19 protein-coding genes and 1 tRNA gene are annotated in these 18073 nt (G+C 32.3%); 16 read left to right on the top strand and 4 right to left on the bottom strand.

Annotated features, from left to right (window positions below; translation table 11 throughout):
* Nucleotides 1-552 (bottom strand): exosome complex RNA-binding protein Csl4, encoded by a 552-nt coding sequence (locus ACX12B_RS06225; protein WP_459353176.1) that lies wholly within the window; start codon nt 550-552, stop codon nt 1-3.
* A gap of 87 nt (nt 553-639) precedes the next feature.
* On the opposite strand from ACX12B_RS06225, the gene ACX12B_RS06230 reads away from it, so the two are divergent.
* Together ACX12B_RS06230 and ACX12B_RS06235 are read left to right on the top strand one after the other, a co-directional pair.
* Nucleotides 640-1713: a zinc-binding dehydrogenase gene (locus ACX12B_RS06230; RefSeq protein ID WP_459353177.1), complete on the top strand. Its 1074-nt coding sequence runs from the start codon at nt 640-642 to the stop codon at nt 1711-1713.
* A gap of 6 nt (nt 1714-1719) precedes the next feature.
* Nucleotides 1720-2319 carry a tetratricopeptide repeat protein gene (locus ACX12B_RS06235; protein WP_459353178.1) on the top strand — a complete coding sequence of 200 codons (600 nt, stop codon included), beginning with the start codon at nt 1720-1722 and terminating at the stop codon, nt 2317-2319.
* Here ACX12B_RS06235 and dph2 read toward each other — a convergent pair.
* Nucleotides 2314-3309 carry a diphthamide biosynthesis enzyme Dph2 gene (dph2, locus tag ACX12B_RS06240; RefSeq protein ID WP_459353179.1) on the bottom strand — a complete coding sequence of 332 codons (996 nt, stop codon included), beginning with the start codon at nt 3307-3309 and terminating at the stop codon, nt 2314-2316. The two genes, ACX12B_RS06235 and dph2, sit on opposite strands and share 6 nt — an antisense overlap.
* Before the next feature lie 58 nt (nt 3310-3367).
* Here dph2 and ACX12B_RS06245 point away from each other — a divergent pair, with 58 nt between their 5' ends.
* Nucleotides 3368-4723 carry a TiaS agmantine-binding domain-containing protein gene (locus ACX12B_RS06245; protein WP_459353180.1) on the top strand — a complete coding sequence of 452 codons (1356 nt, stop codon included), beginning with the start codon at nt 3368-3370 and terminating at the stop codon, nt 4721-4723.
* On the opposite strand, the gene ACX12B_RS06250 is transcribed toward ACX12B_RS06245, so the two are convergent.
* A tRNA-Met gene (locus ACX12B_RS06250) sits at nt 4721-4795 on the bottom strand. The genes ACX12B_RS06245 and ACX12B_RS06250 overlap by 3 nt on opposite strands.
* An 83-nt stretch (nt 4796-4878) precedes the next feature.
* Between ACX12B_RS06250 and ACX12B_RS06255 the strand changes: the two genes are divergently transcribed.
* Genes ACX12B_RS06255 through hisI form a run of 11 tightly spaced genes read left to right on the top strand, consistent with a single transcriptional unit; the run spans nt 4879 to nt 14557 of the window.
* Nucleotides 4879-5970 carry a PQQ-dependent sugar dehydrogenase gene (locus tag ACX12B_RS06255; RefSeq protein WP_459353181.1) on the top strand — a complete coding sequence of 364 codons (1092 nt, stop codon included), beginning with the start codon at nt 4879-4881 and terminating at the stop codon, nt 5968-5970.
* Between the two features lies 1 nt (nt 5971).
* Nucleotides 5972-7228, top strand: coding sequence for a hydroxymethylglutaryl-CoA reductase, degradative (locus ACX12B_RS06260; protein WP_459353182.1), 1257 nt, complete (start codon nt 5972-5974; stop codon nt 7226-7228).
* Between the two features lie 36 nt (nt 7229-7264).
* Entirely contained in the window at nt 7265-8242 is a 978-nt protein-coding gene (gene hisG / locus ACX12B_RS06265) for an ATP phosphoribosyltransferase (protein WP_459353183.1), read from the top strand.
* Nucleotides 8242-9504 (top strand): histidinol dehydrogenase, encoded by a 1263-nt coding sequence (gene hisD, locus ACX12B_RS06270; RefSeq protein ID WP_459353184.1) that lies wholly within the window; start codon nt 8242-8244, stop codon nt 9502-9504. Before hisG ends, hisD begins: the two co-directional genes overlap by 1 nt.
* Entirely contained in the window at nt 9501-10571 is a 1071-nt protein-coding gene (gene hisC / locus ACX12B_RS06275) for a histidinol-phosphate transaminase (RefSeq protein WP_459353185.1), read from the top strand. Before hisD ends, hisC begins: the two co-directional genes overlap by 4 nt.
* Before the next feature lie 4 nt (nt 10572-10575).
* Nucleotides 10576-11499, top strand: coding sequence for an HAD-IA family hydrolase (locus ACX12B_RS06280; protein ID WP_459353186.1), 924 nt, complete (start codon nt 10576-10578; stop codon nt 11497-11499).
* A gap of 25 nt (nt 11500-11524) precedes the next feature.
* Nucleotides 11525-12112, top strand: coding sequence for an imidazoleglycerol-phosphate dehydratase (locus tag ACX12B_RS06285; protein ID WP_459353187.1), 588 nt, complete (start codon nt 11525-11527; stop codon nt 12110-12112).
* Nucleotides 12112-12714: an imidazole glycerol phosphate synthase subunit HisH gene (hisH, locus tag ACX12B_RS06290; RefSeq protein ID WP_459353188.1), complete on the top strand. Its 603-nt coding sequence runs from the start codon at nt 12112-12114 to the stop codon at nt 12712-12714. The genes ACX12B_RS06285 and hisH overlap by 1 nt, the downstream gene beginning before the upstream one ends.
* Complete coding sequence (gene hisA, locus ACX12B_RS06295; protein ID WP_459353189.1) at nt 12711-13421, top strand: 1-(5-phosphoribosyl)-5-[(5-phosphoribosylamino)methylideneamino]imidazole-4-carboxamide isomerase; 711 nt, start codon at nt 12711-12713, stop codon at nt 13419-13421. Before hisH ends, hisA begins: the two co-directional genes overlap by 4 nt.
* Nucleotides 13411-14211 (top strand): imidazole glycerol phosphate synthase subunit HisF, encoded by an 801-nt coding sequence (hisF, locus tag ACX12B_RS06300; protein WP_459353190.1) that lies wholly within the window; start codon nt 13411-13413, stop codon nt 14209-14211. The genes hisA and hisF overlap by 11 nt, the downstream gene beginning before the upstream one ends.
* A gap of 22 nt (nt 14212-14233) precedes the next feature.
* On the top strand, nt 14234-14557 hold the full coding sequence (hisI, locus tag ACX12B_RS06305) for a phosphoribosyl-AMP cyclohydrolase (protein WP_459353191.1): 324 nt from the start codon (nt 14234-14236) through the stop codon (nt 14555-14557).
* Nucleotide 14558: 1 nt separating this feature from the next.
* Here the strand turns inward: hisI and ACX12B_RS06310 are convergent, their stop codons facing one another.
* Complete coding sequence (locus ACX12B_RS06310; RefSeq protein ID WP_459353192.1) at nt 14559-15131, bottom strand: hypothetical protein; 573 nt, start codon at nt 15129-15131, stop codon at nt 14559-14561.
* A gap of 216 nt (nt 15132-15347) precedes the next feature.
* On the opposite strand from ACX12B_RS06310, the gene ACX12B_RS06315 reads away from it, so the two are divergent.
* Nucleotides 15348-16562: a threonine synthase gene (locus ACX12B_RS06315; protein WP_459353193.1), complete on the top strand. Its 1215-nt coding sequence runs from the start codon at nt 15348-15350 to the stop codon at nt 16560-16562.
* Complete coding sequence (locus tag ACX12B_RS06320) at nt 16562-17893, top strand: ThiF family adenylyltransferase (protein WP_459353194.1); 1332 nt, start codon at nt 16562-16564, stop codon at nt 17891-17893. Before ACX12B_RS06315 ends, ACX12B_RS06320 begins: the two co-directional genes overlap by 1 nt.
* The last annotated feature ends 180 nt before the right edge of the window (nt 17894-18073 follow it).

The following is an 18073-nucleotide window of genomic DNA, read 5'->3' on the forward strand; positions in this document are numbered from 1 at the left end:
TTATTCTCTCAGTTTAACGAAATCGCCTTTGCCAAAGTCTGTAGACAGTTTTCTTTCATCAATCCATGAACATTCTGTGCATTTTATTGCATCTCTCATAGGTACTACTTTTCCACCACACTTGCGACATTTTGTAAATAGTATTCCCAAATTTGGTTCATCAATAGTTGCATGAATTGTACCATTTAGATGATTTAAAATTTTTAATTTTGCTATATCGTTTACTAGTGCAACATTTCTTTTTCTAATGTTTCTTGTTGAACATACACATTCTACTTTAGATGTGGTTGGATTTCCATTAATGTAATCAATTGAGACTGCAATCATAGATGACATTACTGCTGCAATTGTTCCAATAACAATATCGCCTACCTTTGGTATTGATAGAACCTTTGGATGTTTGATATTTGCAGTTCTAGTAGTTTTATCGATGTTCTTTTGTCCAATGGTTGCTGCTCTTACCATGTCTCCGTCATCAAAAGCATTGTGTCCTGCCTCATATTCTTCAATAGATGCTATTTTCTCGCCTGGAAATGTTGCATTTTCTGACATGCTCAAATTCTTGTTTTTATGATTATAATTGTTTGTGGCTTAAATGATCCTGATAAATCATATATTTCGACAAATATGAAAAAAATCATGAAAGCTCTTGTTTATGATGAATATGCTATCGATGATGATTTTTCAAAAATCTTAAAAATTAAAGATATCCCAATTCCTGAACCAAAATCAAATGAAGTAGTTTTCAAAGTAAAGGCAGCAGCTCTAAATTATGATGATATTTGGGGAATGCGAGGAAAACCTCTTGCAATTCCTTTACCTCATATTTCTGGAACTGATGCAGCAGGTGAAGTAACCGCAATAGGTGAAGATGTAAAAAATTTCAAAGTTGGTGATAGAGTGGTTTCTCATGGAAACATGTCTTGTAGAGTTTGTAAGAGATGTACTTCTGGACGAGAATATGATTGTAAAAAACGAACTATTTGGGGATTTGAAACAGGTCCTCTTTGGGGTGGATATTGTGAATACACACATCTTCCAGAAGTAAATGTTGTAAAAATTCCTGAAGGTGTATCATACGAAGAAGCAGCAGCTGCATCCATGACTATGTTAACTTCTTGGCATATGTTAGTTGGTAGAGCAAAAATTCAACCTGGTCAATTGGTTTTGATTATGGGTGGTGGTTCTGGTGTTGGAAATTATGGAATTCAGATTGCAAAACTTTTTGGTTGTACTGTAATTGCAACTGCTAGTCCTGATAAACTAGATCAATTACTTGACCTTGGGGCAGATTATGCAATAGATCATAGAAAAGATGACTGGCATAAAGAAGTGAGAGCAATTGCAAAAAAAATCCCAAAACCCTATGGAGATGTTCCTGGAGTAGATGTGATATTTGAACACATTGGAGGCTCTCACTGGAACAAGGAACTAACCCTTTTGAATTATGGTGGTACTGTAATTACAACTGGTGCAACTACTGGCTATATGGCTAAAACTGATCTTCGACACATTTTCTTTAAAGGACTTAACATTCTAGGTTCAACTCAAGGAACAAGGGCTGAACTTGAACAAGGATTCTATTGGATGTCTCAAGGAAAAATAAAATCTATAATTGATTCAACTTTTCCACTTGAGAAAGCTGTTGAAGCTCATACAAAGATGTTAAAGGGTAAAGGACTTTTTGGAAAAATCATAATGAAACCCAGTTGAATGTTAATGAATGATCCAAAAATAAATTCTATCTTAGATGAAGGAAATAGATTATTCTTAAAAGGAAAGTATGATGAAGCAATTTTATACTATGATAAAATTCTAGATGAGAATCCCTATCATTTGAGTTCTTTAAACAATAAAGGCTATGCACTAAGTAAACTCAAAGATTATGACAATGCTATGAAATGCTATGATCTTGCACTTGAAAAACATCCTGACGATCTTTCTGTATTAGTAAACAAAATCTCTTCCTTTAGAAAACAAGGAAATCTCTTTGAAGGATTATCCTTATGTGACAAAATTTTAGAATCTAACCCAAAATACAATATTGCACTATATCACAAAGAAAGAATACTGTTTTCTATGAACAAATATGATGATTCTATTTCTTGTTGTGATGTTATTTTGAATGATTATCCTGAAAATGGTGATGTCTTATTTGATAAATCTTGTAGTTTAGCAATGCTTTCAAAAATAGATGATTCGTTATTATTACTTGAAAAATCAATTTCACAAGGAAAACAATACAAAATTAAAGCAAAAAAATCAAAATCTTTTGAAAAGTTATTTGATAATCCTAAATTTCAAAAATTAGTGTCATAACCAATGTGGAATTTCTAAATATCCTTCAATACTTTCATTTCTGAGAATTTTTAACAATGCATTAGCCTGAGGTGATGATAAAACAGGCTTGTCAAACTGATTGTCTGTAGAAATTCTAGGGCATGCAACTTGAATAAAGGCATCAATTCCTTTTAGATTTCTTAATCTATCATTTGTAATATCTGTTAATGCAAATAACTGAACTTCTTTTCCTTCTGCTTCTAATTCTTTTTTGATTTTTAATGCAAAAACCTTTGATAACTGGCCTTCTTTCAATCCTACAATGACTCCGAAAGTTTTCGCTTCAGCTGCTTTGTATATTGCTAAAGTTGCCTTCTTTTTTAATTTCTGTGCAAATTCTGTAACTTCTCTTACTTCATTAAAGTAAGGATCTAAAACATATGTTGGTAAGTTAGTGGATAATGCAATTCCAGATGCATGAAAATTACTTTGTCCTAGGAAAACATATGCATCAACTTCTTTTTTCAGATCTGTTGCAGGATAAAACTCACAACCAAAAACTTGTCCGTCATTTAATTGTCCTTTACCTTTTCCAATTTTGACTGTAATTCCGTTCTCTGTTAAAATTTTTTCAACTTTGTCTACTTGATGTAAATGTTGACTATCTGTTACTAGTGAAATTATTTTCCCTTTCAATATTTCTACACATTTTTTTGCCACCCTGTCAAATTCTACATCATCATATGCATCAATTAGAATCAAGTTTTTTTCGTATGTTTCAGTGTTTATTGTATGTCCAATATTGAATTGAATATCTGCACCAAGAACTTTAGAGCCATTTGAGTTAAGATCACAAGTTCCCCATGTAGTATCAGCTAAAACATATGCAGGAATGCCAAATTTTTTTGTTATATTTTTTGCAGCATCTTGCACTTGTGGTAAAATACCATCTGGTCCATTCAATGAGACTGATGCAGGATTTTTTTCTTCTATTTCTTGAAAAATTCTCTTTTCATCTATAACTATCAATTTAGCTTGAAATATTATTTTATTAATTTAAACCAACTGCATCTTACAACAACTAAAAATGTATGAATTAATTAAAGACAATATGGTGAAAAAAACTGTCCTAAATATTGGATTTGATGATACTGATTCTCCAAAAGGAATGTGTACTACTTTTTTGGCATACAAAGTGGTTGATTTACTCAAAAGACAAGAAACAGAATTTCTTGATTTTCCAAGATTGATTCGATTTAATCCAAACATTCCTTGGAAAACACGTGGAAATGGAGCAGTTTCTATTAGAATCAAGACTAGTAATCCATCAAAAATAAAAAATCAAATTAAAAATCTTGTTTCAAAATACTCTGATACAAAAAATGGTGCTAATCCAGGATTAGTTTTTTTTGAAAGTGAATCTATCCCTTCTGAATTCATAGAATTTAGTAATTTAGCTTTATGGCAATTAATTAATAGGAAAAATGCAAAACAATTTGTCAAAAAAAATCATCTTGAATATTTCTACAAAGGAAATGGCCAAGGACTTGTTGGCGCAATTGGTGCAATAGGATATGATTTTCAAGATCATACACTAGAATTATTGAGTTATCGTAAAAAACAAAAATTTGGAAAAGAAAGAAAAATTTCAATAAAAAGTGTTAAGGAAATGCAAGAAAAAACATATCCTGACACTTTCAATAGTTTTGATACAAAAAAAGGACGAGTTTTAATCACTCCGCATGGTCCAGATCCTGTATTTTTTGGAGTTCGTGGTGAAAATGTTGATGCATTGGTTTCTGCTACTAGACTTCTAAAAAGTGACGAAAAATTGGATGGTTATATGATCTTCAAATCTAATCAAGGAACAGGTGATCATTTAAAAAATGAACTTACTTTTGAAACACTAAAACCATATGCTTCTGGGAAATTAATTGGTGTGGTGTCAAACTCCCCCAAAATTGTAAAGGGAGGTCATGTTTTTTTCAAGATTCTTTCAAACAATAATGAATTTTGGTGTGCAGTTTACAAACCAACTGGAATGTCTGCTGTGGCTTCAAATCTAATCAAGGGTGATAAAATATCCGTGGGTGGAGGAGTTAGGAAAGCTTCCAAAAATTTCCCTCGTATAATTAATCTTGAATTTATTAAAGTGATTTCTCTTGAAAAACAAATCAAAACATCAAACCCAATTTGTAAAAAATGCAATAAAAAAATGAAATCTAAGGGTAAAGAACAAGGATTCCAATGTGTTCGTTGTGGAAAAAAATCATCAAAAAAAATGACTGAAATAACTTCTAGAAAAATTAACAAACAATTGTATTTACCAAAAATTTCTGCTCATAGACATCTTACACGTCCTCAACAAAGACATGGTGTTATCAATAAATCAAATGATTTCAAAAATTCATTATCTTGGTTTTGTGTTTATCAAAATAAGTAGCGGGGAGTAGATTTGAACTACTGAACTGCGGGTTATGAGCCCGCCGGGATGACCTGGCTTCCCCACCCCGCTGATTCAGAAATTAACACGAGCCGTATATACGCTTTATTGAATTCTTGAAAGTAATTAATATGATTTCAATAACTTGGTTTTTCATGGATAAAAAAATCTCAATTGCAGTTATTGTTATTGCAGTTGCTTTTTCTGTATACACTTTAACACTTCCATCAGATCCTATCCCATTACCTGAACCTAATTTTAATTCTAAAAGTACTTCAGTAGAAATTTTAGCAGATAATCTTGATAAACCTCGCTCAATTGCAGTATCTGATAATCGAATTTTTGTAACAGAAAAAGATGGTTCTATTATAGTTGTAGAAAATGATGTTCAATTAGAATCTCCACTTGCTACTTTACGTTCTGCTGATGTTTTTGATGGTGGATTGTTAGGAATTGCATTACATCCCAACTTTTCAGAGAATCATTACATCTATGTATTTTTGACTTATGAAGAAGATGACACTTTATGGAATAAAATAATGCGAATTACTGAATCTGAAAACAAATTACAAGATGCAGACACCATTTTTGATAAAATTCCTGGGTCATCTTTTACAAATGGGGGATTCATTAAATTTGGACCTGATGGAAAATTGTATGTAGGTACTGGTACTACATCTGATTCATCTCATTTGCCACAAGATCTTGATTCATTATCTGGCAAAATTTTAAGAATAAATGATGATGGTTCCATTCCTGAAAATAATCCATTTACAAATTCTCCTGTTTACTCTTTAGGACATAGAAATCCACAAGGTATGACTTGGGATGATAATGGAAACCTGTATGTAGCAGAATTTGGACCTGAAAAAAATGACGAAATTAATATCATTTTATCTGGTAAGAATTATGGTTGGCCAGAACAAGAATGCTCTGGAAATAAAAATTTTGAAAATGCTGTTCTCTGTTATGATCCAAGTATAGAACCTGGAGGAATTTTATTCTACACTGGTAACAAATTTGATTTTGATTTTCCATTCATTATGGCCTCAATGAGGGCATCAAATGTGTATCAAGTAGATTTTGATGAGGGATTAAGTTCTCAAAAATCTATCCTTAGTGGAATTGGACGTGTTCGTGATGTGGTTCAGGGACCTGATGGATTTCTATATGTCATAACCTCTAACACTGATGGAAAAGGTTTTCCGGCTGCTAATGATGATAAATTGTTGAGGATATTAAAATAAAATGCCTGATTCATCAATTTCAAAATTTTTTGAGAAATCAAGAACAGAAAGGTTAGATGTTATCAAAAATTTTGCAAATCTTTCAGAAGATGACATAAAATCATTAGAACTACCTGATGGTGGAATTACGTTTGATAAAGCAGACAAAATGGTAGAAAATGCATTTGGAATATTTTCACTTCCATTAGGTGTTGCAACCAACTTCAAAATTAACAATAAAGATTATCTTGTTCCTATGGTAATTGAAGAACCCTCAGTGATTGCAGCAGCATCAAAAGCAGCAAAACTTGCACGACCAAAAGGTGGATTCACAGTAGTAGCTGATGAATCCTACAGTATTGGACAAATTCAAGTTTTAGGTACAGATATTGATGATGCAATTTCTAAAATTAATGAAAACACTCAAGAAATTTTAGATCTTGCAAATTCAAAAAGTAATACTCTTTCTAAAATGGGAAAAGGTGCAAAAGAGATTACCTGCAAAAAACTTGATACAGACTTTGAACCAATGTTGATAGTTGAATTATTAATTGATGTAGGTGACGCAATGGGTGCAAATGTTACAAATACAATGTGTGAAGGTATAGCTCCATTAATTGAAAAATTAACTGGAGGCAAAACACTTCTTAGAATATTATCTAATTATTCTACAAGACGTATGGTGAAAGCAACTGCAATTTTTGATAAAGAATTAGTTGGAGGTGAAGAAGTTGTAGATAACATGATCCATGCCTATCAATTTGCAAAACATGATGTGTATAGAGCAGTTACACACAACAAGGGAATTATGAATGGAATTATTGCTGTAGCTAATGCTACAGGACAAGACAGTCGTGCAATTGAAGCTGCAGCAAATGCTTTTGCATCACGTTCTGGACAATACAGATCATTATCTGAATGGAGTAAAGATTCAGATGGAAATCTTGTTGGAACTTTAGAGATTCCACTATCTGTTGGAATTGTAGGTGGGATAATCAATGTTCATCCAGTTGCTAAGATTTGTACTAAAATTTTAGCAGTAGACTCTGCAAAAGAGATGGCATGTATTATTACTGCAACAGGTTTGGCTCAAAACTTTAGTGCTATGAGAGCACTTGCAACTGATGGAATTCAAAAAGGACACATGAGGCTGCATGCAAGAAATCTGGCATCAGCAGCAGGTGCATCTACTGAGCAAATTGATAAGATAGTTTCTCAGATGATTCAAGAGAATAACATTTCAGTAAATAGAGCAAAAGAACTACTTGAACAAAATTAATGACGTTATTATATAGACAGATTGAAAGGAGATACCATGTCCGAAGTCAGATTTGCAATACCCAAGGGAAGTTTAGAGGATGCTACATTCAAACTCTTAGAGAGATCCTGGACTAAGGTAAATCGTAAGAGTAGAACCTATAGGGTATATCTTGATGATCCGAAAATTATAGTAAAAATGCTTAGACCTCAAGAGATTCCAACTCTTGTTAATGAGGGATTGTATGATGTAGGAATTACTGGTAAGGATTGGGTAGGTGAAACAAAATCTGATGTTGAACCCATATTAGATTTAGAATATGGAAAAATTAGACTCGTCATTGCATTTCCAGATAATTATCGATACAAAAATCTTGATGCAATGATTGCAGATTATGCTAAAAAGAAAAAGACTCTAAGAATTTCTTCGGAATATCTTACAACCGCCTCTCGTTTTATAAAGAACTGCAAGTCCTACAAGAAATATTTTGGAAATAAAGATCCACAAATTGTTACTCCTTGGTTACGTATTGGAACTAACAAGTCAGTTCAGATTCATCTATCATTTGGTGCCACAGAAGCAAAACCCCCAGAAGATGTAGATGCAATTATGGATGTAACTGAGACTGGAACTACACTTAAACAAAACAAACTCAAGATTGTAGATGAGGTTCTTACTTCAACTGCACACTTGATAGTAAACAAAAAATCTCTCAAAGACAAAGCAAAACGAGAAAAGATTTTTGACATTGTTACTTTGATGCGAGGAGCAGTACATGGCAAAAAATATCTACACATTTACCTAAATGTAGAAGATAAAAATTTGCCAAAACTACTAAAACAGATACCTTCATTGAAAAAACCTACAATTAGTCCACTAAGTGAAGATGGTTGGTACGGAGTCAATACTATAATCAAAAAATCAGATTTCCACAAAATAATTCCAAAACTACGAAAGATTGCACAGGGATTAGTAGTGCATGAACCACGACAAATTCTGGAGCTTGAGGAGATTAAACGTGACGAAGAAAATTGATGAAAATCATTTCGATAAATAATACAGAGCAATTTCTAAAGAAATTAGGCACAAAAAACCCTTCAAAAAACCAGAAAATTGTAGAACCTATTCTTAGGGATGTAAAGAAAAATGGTGATGTTGCAGTCAAAAAATATGAAAAAAAATTTGGTGCAAAAATTTCATCACTAAGGGTTTCACAACGTGATATTGCTAGTGCATACTCTAAAGTTTCAAAAGATGAAATCTCTGCAATTAAACTTGCAAAATCAAGATTATCAAAAGCCGAATCAGCAGTAAGACGTCAATTCAAAGATATTACTATCAAATCAAACGGAACAAAAATTGCAAAATCTTTTGTTCCAATAGACAGTGTTGGATGTTATGTTCCTGGTGGTGCAGCAAGATATCCTAGTTCTGCTATAATGTCTGTAACTCCTGCTAAAATTGCAGGTGTAAAACGAATTGTAGTGGTTTCTCCACCTAATTCATCAGGAAATATAGATCCATTAACAATCGTAACTGCTGATATTTGTGGCGCAACTGAAATTTACAAAACTGGCGGTGTACAATCAATTGCAGCGTTAACATATGGTACTCGTTCTATCAAAAAGGTAGACAAGATTGTCGGACCTGGTGGTGCTTTTGTAACTTTGGCAAAATATCTTGTTAGCAATATTGTATCAATAGATATGATGGCAGGACCCACTGAATTAGGAGTTGTAATTGATTCAGAATCTGATACTGAAATTGCTGCATTAGATCTTATTTCTCAAGCAGAACACTCTCTTGATACATTCTGTTATGCATTAACTCCATCAACTTCTATTGCAAAGAAGATTCAATCTAGTGTAAACTCTAAACTCAAAGATATTCAACGAACAAAAATTGTAAAGTCTAGTCTTGAATCAAATGGATTCATTGGTGTTTGCAAGGTATCTGATATCATTGATATTGCTAATAATTTGGCTCCTGAACACTTGGAGATTCTTAGTAAAAATGCAAAAAAATGGAATAAAATCAAGAATCCAGGCTTGATTTTATCTGGAAAATATAGTCCATCTTCAGCTAGTGATTACTTGTTAGGCTCAAATCATATCTTGCCTACAAATGGATTTGGAAAGACTAGGGGCTCTTTATCAGTATTAGACTTTGTCAAGCTTCTAACTAAAGTGGAAACAAACAGAAAAGATTTACAGAAAATATCAAAATCTATGAAGAATTTAACTTTAGCAGAAGGATTACCAAATCATTATGAAGCAGTACGAGGTAGATTGAAATGAAAAATTCTTGGTATGCAAAAAAATTAGATGAATATGCAAAACTAGGTGGCTATAAAAAACCTGAAAAGTTTGACGATGTTTTGAAATTGGATTCTAATGAGAACTTTGTAATAAATAAAAAATTCCAACAAGATGTCATCTCCTATGCTAAATCAAATTCTGATGTTAGGGAATATCCTTTAGGTGGAGTTGAAAAACTAGTTTCAAAACTATCTAAATACCTAAAAGTTCCTGAGAATATGATTGGTGTTGGTAATGGCTCTGATCAAATTTTAGATTTATTTTTAGCAAATTTTGCATCAAAGAAAACTAGAATTTTAACATCAGATCCTACATTTGGATTCTTTGAAGAACGATGTAAGTTGTATGCAATACCTTGTACTAAAATTCCTTTTTCATCTGATATGAAATTAGACATTGAGAAATTCAATACAAACTTAAAAAAATGTCAAATTCTATACTTGGATTCTCCAAATAACCCCACTGGATTTCAATTTTCAAAAATACAACTAGAATCTTTGATTAAAAAATTTGATGGTTTGGTAATTATTGATGAGGCTTATGGTGAATTTGGTGATTCATCAACTGTTACATTAACAAAAAAATATGAAAATCTAATTGTTGTTAAAACATTTTCTAAAGCGTTTGGACTTGCAGGTTTACGTTTGGGATACTTTATTGCAAACAAGAAAGTAGTTGATGTATTCAATCAGGTATTGCAATATCCTTATCCTCTCAACACTCTTGCAATTGAGGCTGGAATTGCTTCTTTAGATAAGGTAGACCAGATGAAAGAAGCATCTGAAATTATCAAGTCTGAACGAAAGAAAATCATTGAAAATTTGAATAAATATGACGCTTTTACAGTCTTTGATTCCAAGGCTAATTTTGTACTATTTGATGCTAAAGGTGCAGACAAACGCGTATTCTCTGCACTAATTGAACAAGGAATCTCTATACGCAAACTTGGTAAGATTGGCTCTCATCCTGGGTGTCTACGTGTTACTGTTGGAACCAAAGAAATGAACTCTAAATTCCTTTTAGCAATACGTGATCTATTAGGATAAAAAATTGAATAATCAAAAATTTGATTCTATAATATTTGACTGTGATGGTGTACTTGTAGACATTACACAATCTTATGACAAAACAATTGATTTAACATGTAAGTATGTACTAAAAGAATTTGCAGGTATTGATTCTATACCTATTGATCACAAGATAATTGATGGATTCAAAGCATCAGGAGGATTTAATGATGAAGTTGATTTGACATATGCTGTAGTATTATCATTGTATGCAGCTACTAAACTAAACAAAGAACCATCAGAGTTTATCTATGATGTAATTTCAAATGCAAATAAAACTGGAATACGTTCTGTTCAATCTTATCTTGAATCTCTTTGTGATATATCTCAATTTTTATCTAAACTAGGTTCATTAGGTGATAGACACAATAATCCTGTTTATTCTATATTTGATCAACTTTTCTTTGGACCAGAGATATATGAAAAATTATTTAAAAAACAATCAAAGTTTTCTGAAGAAGGAATGATTTCAAATGATAAAGTAATTTTATCTATCTCACTATTACAAACATTGCAAAAAGAATTTGGCACAAAACTTGCAATTATTACAGGTAGAGGGATTGAGTCAATTCGTTATTCGCTAAAAGATATGCTCAATTATTTTGATACAAAAAGTTCTGCATTTTTAGAAGATGAACCTAGAGAATTAGCAAAACCAAATCCAACTACATTAATTCGCGCCATACAATCTATGGAATCAAAAAATTGTTTGTATGTAGGTGACTCTGTGGAGGATTATCTGATGGCAAAAGAAGCAACACAAGCAGGAAATCCTACTACCTTTTGTGCAATTGTAGGCACAAGTACAAATCCAGAAGCTAGGCGTAAATTATTTGCAGATTATGGAGTAAAAATGATTTTAGAATCAATAAATGATATTCCGAAGGTATTAAATTTAGTTTTATAAAATATTAGTATTCTCAGGTGATAAGATGAAAAAACGTTCAAGCAAAATTAAACGTGAAACAAAAGAAACTAGTGTTTCAGTTGTAGCCAATATTGATGGTACTGGAAAGACTAGTGTGTCTACTGGTGTAAATTTTGTTGATCACTTGATTACCGCATTTGGAAAACACGCAATGTTAGATTTAACGGTAAAAGCAAAATCCAAAGACAATATTGTACATCATTTAATTGAAGATACTGCAATTACAATTGGAAATGCATTGGATGAAGCATTAGGAAATAGAATAGGTGTTACTAGATTTAGCTATGCATCTGTTCCAATGGATGAATCTTTAGCTGAGGCATCCGTAGATTTGATAAAAAGACCATTTTACAAATTAACTTTGTCTATAAAGAGAACAAAGATTGAAGATGTGTCAAAAGAAGATCTTGAACACTTTTTCCAATCTTTACTACAAAATCTGAACAGCTGTATCCACCTTACTGTAAAGTATGGTGACAATGATCACCACAAAGCAGAGGCTGCAATGAAATCTCTAGCAGTAGCATTTAGAATTGCATGTTCAAAAGATTCAAAACAAAAAGGAATTCCTAGCACAAAAGGCGCAATGTAATGACAAAAATTGCAATATTTGATTATGGAGCTGGAAATATTTTCAGCCTCAAAAATGCATTAGAAAAACAAAATGCAGTAGTGGAAGTACAGACTCAAGTTGACAAATTGAAAGGCTATGATGGAATATTTCTACCTGGAGTGGGTAATTTTGATCCTGCAATACAAAGTATTAACCGTGATTCGATAAACTTTCTTGAAATTGTGAATAACACTCCTGTATTTGGAATATGTTTAGGTATGGAGATGTTCTTTGATAAAAGTCAGGAAGGAAAAGAAAAAGGTCTTGGAATTATTGATGGTGATGTCATTATTTTACCTAATACACTAAAGGTGCCACATATGGGATGGAATGCACTTGAGATAAAGCAAGAAAATAAAATCCTTGAAGGCATAGAAAATGGTTCATGGGTATACTTCGTACACTCGTATAGGGCAAATCCTACAACACAAGATGTTATAGTTGCTGAATCTAATTATGATGTTAAAGTTCCAGCTATAGTTCAAAAGGATAATTATTTTGGAACTCAATTTCATCCAGAAAAATCGGGTGATGTTGGTGCATTAATGTTAAAGAATTTTTTGCGAGAGTGCTCTAAATGAAAATAATTCCTGCAATTGACTTGATGGAAGGAGAAGTAGTTCGACTATACAAAGGGGATCCTAAACAGAAAACTGTATACAGCAATGATCCTGTTTCCGTTGCAAAAAAATGGCAAGAAGCAGGTGCTGATATGTTACACATTGTTGATTTAGATGCAACAATTGGAACTGGTAGTAATCTAGATTTGATCGAACAAATCACTAAAGAATTATCTATTCCTGTAGAAGTAGCAGGTGGTTTACGAAATGAAGAAATCATTGATAGAGCAATTTCTTTTTCAAATAGAGTTGTAATTGGTACTTTGGCATTCAAAGACAAAGAATTGTTACAACGTATTGCCAAAAAATATGGATTTTCAAAGATTGTAATTTCAGTTGATCATGTAGATGGATTTATTGTTACACATGGTTGGCAAGAAAGTACAAAAACACCTTTGCTTGATGCAATTAATGAATTTGTAAGTATGGGATTTACTGAATTTTTACTTACTAATGTAAGTAAAGATGGAACTATGGAAGGACCTGATTTAGAATATTTGGAAAAAGCATGTAGTATACAAAATGCAAATATTATTGCAAGTGGTGGAATTTCAAATATTGATGATGTATCTGATGTAAAAACAAAAAATGCATTTGCAGTAATTTTAGGAAAGGCATTGTATGAAAATAAAATCTCAATTGAGGAGGCAAAACAACTTGTTAACTAAACGAATAATCCCATGTCTTGATGTAGATAACGGTAGAGTTGTAAAAGGACTTAATTTTGAATCGATCAAGGATGCAGGTGATCCTGTAGAACTTGCTGCTAAATATAGCAAAGATGGTGCAGATGAATTAGTTTTTCTTGATATTACTGCGTCTCAAGAGAAAAGAAAAACAATCAAAGAACTAGTATCTAATGTTGCTAAAGTAATTGATATTCCATTTACAGTAGGTGGTGGAGTCAATAGTATGGATGATGCAAGAAATATTTTGCTTAGTGGTGCAGACAAAGTTGGAGTAAATACTGGTGCTGTAAATAATCCCGCATTACTAACCGAACTTATGACCGTATTTGGAAAACAATGTGTTGTAATAGCTATAGATGCAAAACGAAACTATACTGAGGATTATACTAAAACAATGTTTGAAGAAAATGGCAAAAAGTTTTGGTTTGAAGTTTTCATTTATGGTGGAAAACAAGGTACTGGACTTGATGCAATTCAATGGGCAAAAAAAGCAACAGAACTTGGAGCTGGAGAAGTCCTTTTGACTAGTATAGATAAAGATGGAACTAAGGATGGATATGACATTCTGCTTACTAAAAAAATAGTTGATACTGTATCTGTGCCTGTTATTGCTTCGGGTGGTTGTGGAAAACCTGAAGATATGTATGAAATCTTTGAAAAATCTAATGTCGATGCTGCTTTGGCAGCCTCAATTTTTCACTATGAGAATCAATCAGTCAACCAAGTTAAAGAAATTCTTAGAGAAAAAAATATCTCTGTACGATTATAAGGAAATTCTGTAATGATTAGTCATGGATAAAACAATTGATGATATTGATTTTGAAAAAAGTGCGGGCCTTGTGCCTGTAATTGTTCAGGATGCAAATACCAAAGAAGTCCTTACTCTTGCATATTCTAATAAAGAATCCTTGGAACTTACAAAGAAAACTAGAAAATCTTGGTTTTACAGTCGTTCAAGAAATAAACTATGGATGAAAGGAGAAGAATCTGGTAATACTCAGGAGATTAAAGAAATTTTGGTTGATTGTGATTCTGATGCAATAATTTACTTGGTTGAACCATCAGGACCTGCATGCCATACTGGTGAAAGAGTTTGTTTTCATCATTCACTTTAATTTAACATATTGGTTGATAATTCTCTTCATCTCCAGGAAGTATGCTTTCGGTTATTTTAAATTCTAGATTAGGATATTCTGTACCTCTAAATACAACTCTCCAATCCCCAATAAATTCATCGGCATTACAATATCCTTTTGTTTTTGAAAGTTGTGGTTGTAAATAATAATTAAATGCTGCTTTTTCTGCACCATCAAATGGTATAGACCAATAAACTTCGTAGTGTGTATTATTTTTTGGTTTTAGAAATACAGCTTGGCCCTTCTCTTCAAAACCTAATCCACCAATTCTCAAAAAAATCTTTTCACCTAAAACATATTCACTTCTGTCAATTTGAAATGGCCCTGATGTAATCCATTCTCTTTCTTTTGGAGTATATTCATTTTCTAGATTTATTTTTTCAATTTCATCCATTTTTTCTTGAATCTCTGGAGTAATTTCCTCAACTGGTCGTAATTCTTTGTTTAATGTATCTTCAACTTCTATGGTTTCTGATTGTTCAAAAGTTATTGTTGTTATTGCAATAATTCCAATGACTATCACAATAATGGAAATTATAATTTTAGTATTCATAAATCCGATTATGAAAAAATCACTAAAAACCTTACCCTTTATTAAAAATCAATCAAAATTTGATTTTTAATAAAAAATACATTTCATTTGCTTTTAGATGTATATTTTTTATATCTTTTTGATAATTTTTCACTGTATTTTTTATTAATGAAAATTAAGTAATACTTAATCCAATATTAGGATTTTTTATGTATAGTTTAAGATGAAAAATTGATCTTGGTTAGGACATCGCTACAATGTAGAGAGTGTAAAAAAGAATATGAAACTGCATTCAAGTATATCTGTGATGATTGTTTTGGACCTCTAGATGTAAAATATCGTTTTCCACAAATCAATAAAGAAACTTTCTCTAATCGTGAACAAACGTATTGGAGATATTTTGAACTTTTACCAATAGAAGACAAATCCAATATTGTAAGTATTGGAACAGGCATGACTCCTCTAACTAAAGCTGAAAACCTTGGAAAAAAATTAGGACTAAACAACCTTTACATAAAAAATGATTCTGTAAATCCCACATTTTCATTCAAAGATAGACCTGCAGGTGTTGCAATCTCAAAAGCAAAAGAATTTGGATTATCTGCTGTTGGTTGTGCATCTACTGGAAATCTTGCATCAGCTACTGCAGCCCATGCTGCAAAAGGTGGATTTCCATGTCATGTCTTTGCTCCAAGTAATATCGAAATGGCAAAAATCACACAAGCATTGTCTTATGGTGCAAACTATGTTGCAGTTGATGGTACATATGATGATGCAAATAGAATTGCTGCCCAGATTGGTGATAGTAAAGGTATAGGTATAGTGAATATTAACATGCGTTCCCATTATGTGGAAGGTTCTAAAACATTTTCATTTGAAGTTGCTGAACAACTTAATTGGCAAGTACCTGATCAACTAATAGTTCCAGTAGGTAGTGGAGCAATGCTTAATGCAATTTGTAAAGGATTTGAAGAATTACAAAGTGTTTCATTACTTAATGATGTATCTAACATGCATATGATTGCAGCTCAACCACATGGGTGTGCACCTATAGTTGATGCTTTTAAGAAAAATTCCAAAGAAGTAATCCCTGTTGAAAATCCTGACACTGTTGCAAAAAGTTTGGCAATTGGAGATCCTGGTGATGGACGATATGTACTAAAAAGATTACAACAATACAATGGCTTTGCAGAGGAATGTAATAACCAAGAAATTTTAGATGCAATATTGCTCTTGGCAAAAACAGAAGGAATTTTTACAGAACCTGCTGGAGGTGTGTCAGTTTCTGTGTTACAAAAAATGGTTGAACAAGGAAAGATTGACAAAAATGATAAAGTTGTATGTTATGTTACTGGAAATGGTCTCAAAGCAACTGAATCAATTATGGAAGTATTAGAAAAACCAAATGTACTAAAAGCAGACATTTCAGAAGTTTCGGCGGTAGTTAACTAATGGCAAATATTACATTTACAATTCCCTCAGTGTTAAATCAAGGTGGCGGTGAAAAAAAGATAGATCTTTCTGCTGAGTCACTACAAGACTCATTTGCAAAAATATCTGAACAAATGGGTGATGACTTTAAAAGACGTGTATTGGAAAGTGATGGAACACCACGTTCTTTGATTAACATCTACATTAATGGTAAAAATGCAAAATTTTCATCTGGAATGGAAACTCCTCTAAAAGATGGAGATGAGATTTACATTTTACCAGCTGTTGCTGGAGGATCCGAAGAACTTTCTCCAAAAGAACTAGACAAATTTTCAAGACAAGTCATGCTTGAAGAAATTGGATATGGTGGACAATTAAAATTAAAAAATGCCAAAGTATGTGTTGTTGGAACTGGAGGTCTAGGACACCCAATAATTTCCAGATTATCTACAATGGGTGTTGGCAATTTACGAATCATTGATAGAGATGTAATTGAATTATCAAACTTACATAGACAAATGCTGTTTGATGAAGATGATGTTGGTCAAGTCAAAGTAGAAGTTGCTGCAAAAAAACTACAAAAACTAAATCCTGAATGTAAAATTGAAGCTTTAGCTATTTCAATAAATGATTACACTGCATTAGAAGTTGTTGAAGGATGTGATGTTGTAATTGATGCACTAGATAGTGTTAATGCTAGATATGCATTGAACAAAGCATGTGTAAAACATAATATTCCATTTGTTACTGGTGCTGCAGTTGGAACATCTGGACAAGCTTTTACTATATTACCAAAAAAATCTGCATGTTACTTTTGCATGTTTCCTGAATTAAATGAAGATACAATGCCAACATGTAGTATTGAAGGTGTTCATCCTCCTATACTTTCTATCATTGGTGCAATTGAAGTTGCAGAAGCTGTAAAAATAATTCTTGGAAAAAAACCAAATCTCTCTGAAAGAATTTTACATGTTGATTTAGAAAATCTTGATTTCAATAGTACTAGAACATTTAGAGCTGAAGAATGTCCAATTTGTGGAACAGGCAAACTTGAAGTCACACAAAAAGAAGAATTAATTTTAGAAGAGTTGTGTGGAAGAAATAGGGGAAAGAGAACTTATTCCATTACTCCGACTGATACATTTGATCTTGATGTAGAACTAGTAACTAATACTGCAAAAGAAAAAGGATTTACTGTTGAGAATCAAGGAGACTTGGGATTATCAATCCGAACTAATGATTTGTCTGTAAGTTTTATGAAAAAAGGTTCTGCAGTTGTAATTGGACCAAAAGATGAGACTGATGCAATTTCCTTATACAAAAGCCTCTTAGGAAAAGAGATCAAGGCATGAAATAGGCTATAAAAAATTCATAAATGATACAAAAATTTTGTAAAATATAGCGATCATAGCTCTATTTTAGGAATAAAGTATAATTTTTATAATAAGATATTATAGAAATTATGTCAATAATCAAAAATTTATAGAAAAATTTCAATTTTTTGACTAATTGTGGACAATTCGTCCATTACG

The organism is Nitrosopumilus sp. S6 (genome assembly GCF_054515815.1).

Excerpts from the sequence above, each read along its gene's own strand:
- ACX12B_RS06225 (WP_459353176.1), bottom strand. The coding sequence starts at position 552 with ATGTCAGAAAATGCAACATTTCCAGGCGAGAAAATAGCATCTATTGAA.
- ACX12B_RS06230 (WP_459353177.1), top strand. The coding sequence starts at position 640 with ATGAAAGCTCTTGTTTATGATGAATATGCTATCGATGATGATTTTTCA.
- ACX12B_RS06235 (WP_459353178.1), top strand. The coding sequence starts at position 1,720 with ATGAATGATCCAAAAATAAATTCTATCTTAGATGAAGGAAATAGATTA.
- ACX12B_RS06245 (WP_459353180.1), top strand. The coding sequence starts at position 3,368 with ATGTATGAATTAATTAAAGACAATATGGTGAAAAAAACTGTCCTAAAT.
- ACX12B_RS06255 (WP_459353181.1), top strand. The coding sequence starts at position 4,879 with ATGGATAAAAAAATCTCAATTGCAGTTATTGTTATTGCAGTTGCTTTT.
- ACX12B_RS06260 (WP_459353182.1), top strand. The coding sequence starts at position 5,972 with ATGCCTGATTCATCAATTTCAAAATTTTTTGAGAAATCAAGAACAGAA.
- hisG (WP_459353183.1), top strand. The coding sequence starts at position 7,265 with ATGTCCGAAGTCAGATTTGCAATACCCAAGGGAAGTTTAGAGGATGCT.
- hisD (WP_459353184.1), top strand. The coding sequence starts at position 8,242 with ATGAAAATCATTTCGATAAATAATACAGAGCAATTTCTAAAGAAATTA.
- hisC (WP_459353185.1), top strand. The coding sequence starts at position 9,501 with ATGAAAAATTCTTGGTATGCAAAAAAATTAGATGAATATGCAAAACTA.
- ACX12B_RS06285 (WP_459353187.1), top strand. The coding sequence starts at position 11,525 with ATGAAAAAACGTTCAAGCAAAATTAAACGTGAAACAAAAGAAACTAGT.
- hisH (WP_459353188.1), top strand. The coding sequence starts at position 12,112 with ATGACAAAAATTGCAATATTTGATTATGGAGCTGGAAATATTTTCAGC.
- hisA (WP_459353189.1), top strand. The coding sequence starts at position 12,711 with ATGAAAATAATTCCTGCAATTGACTTGATGGAAGGAGAAGTAGTTCGA.
- hisI (WP_459353191.1), top strand. The coding sequence starts at position 14,234 with ATGGATAAAACAATTGATGATATTGATTTTGAAAAAAGTGCGGGCCTT.
- ACX12B_RS06310 (WP_459353192.1), bottom strand. The coding sequence starts at position 15,131 with ATGAATACTAAAATTATAATTTCCATTATTGTGATAGTCATTGGAATT.
- ACX12B_RS06320 (WP_459353194.1), top strand. The coding sequence starts at position 16,562 with ATGGCAAATATTACATTTACAATTCCCTCAGTGTTAAATCAAGGTGGC.